Here is an 867-nt window from a genome sequence, read left to right on the forward strand (position 1 = left end):
GCTGAACGTCGTCAGCATCCGCGCGGCGGTCCACATATTCTCCGCCGGCCGGCCTTTGCGGGCTTGCGTGCCATCGGCCTTGCCTGTGGGCGGCGCGGTCTCGTCCTGCGCGATCGCCACGTAAAGAAGGCGCTGGCCATCCTTGCCGTCGAAGCGGATCGCGCCGGAGCGCTCCCAACTGTGGAGGTAGTTCTGCACGGCGGCCCGGCTGGCGCCGGCTGCGGTCAGATCATCGGCGGTGAAGCGCTCGAGGGCGCGCACCTTGTTCCAGACCTTCTGTCTGATCTCGTTGTTCCAGACCTTCTGTCTGATCTCGATGCTCATGTGTAATCCTGCCTGCCTTTGGGCGCAGTGCCCGTGAAAAATGACTGTGCGCCCCATTCCTTTTGGCCGACCTTCTTGAGGCCGCGCACCCGTGCGAAATCGGCCACGCGGTCGAGATTGACGCAGATGCGCCGGATGGATGCGTTCGAAGCCTTGAGGATCTGCTCGCGAAGCTCTCCGGACACTTCGAGGCCGGGGGCGTAGATCGGCGCCAGGTGTCCCACATCACGCGCGTCCGCCGGCTGGGCCGCGACCCAGTCGAGCATCCGGCCGTGGATGCGCTCCCATTGCTGAAGCTTCTGGGCCGCGACCCAGTCGAGCATCCGGCCGTGGATGCGCTCCCATTGCTGAAGCTTCTGGGGCAGCAGTTCCTCGCCGATGAGGATCACCGGGGCACCGGAGCCCTCGTAGATGTCACGCACGATCTCGATCATCTTGCGCTTGACCAGCATGTCCGCTTCGTCGATCAGCAGCGGCGCGTCGCTCATGGCGAGCTCCGCCGAGATCGCCTCGACCATCTCCGACACCGTGCCTTTCGGCGGC

General features: G+C 65.3%; 1 protein-coding gene and 1 pseudogene. Both read right to left on the minus strand.

The genetic code is table 11. The features are described from left to right. Nucleotides 1-324 (minus strand): hypothetical protein (locus PMES_RS16125; protein ID WP_159966745.1); only part of this gene is annotated, 324 nt, incomplete at its 3' end. Further along, nucleotides 321-867, minus strand: a pseudogene (locus tag PMES_RS16130) (ATP-binding protein); the annotation flags it as partial. The pseudogene PMES_RS16130 and the gene PMES_RS16125, both read right to left, overlap by 4 nt.

This window comes from Profundibacterium mesophilum KAUST100406-0324 (assembly GCF_009835145.1).
Classification (GTDB): domain Bacteria; phylum Pseudomonadota; class Alphaproteobacteria; order Rhodobacterales; family Rhodobacteraceae; genus Profundibacterium; species Profundibacterium mesophilum.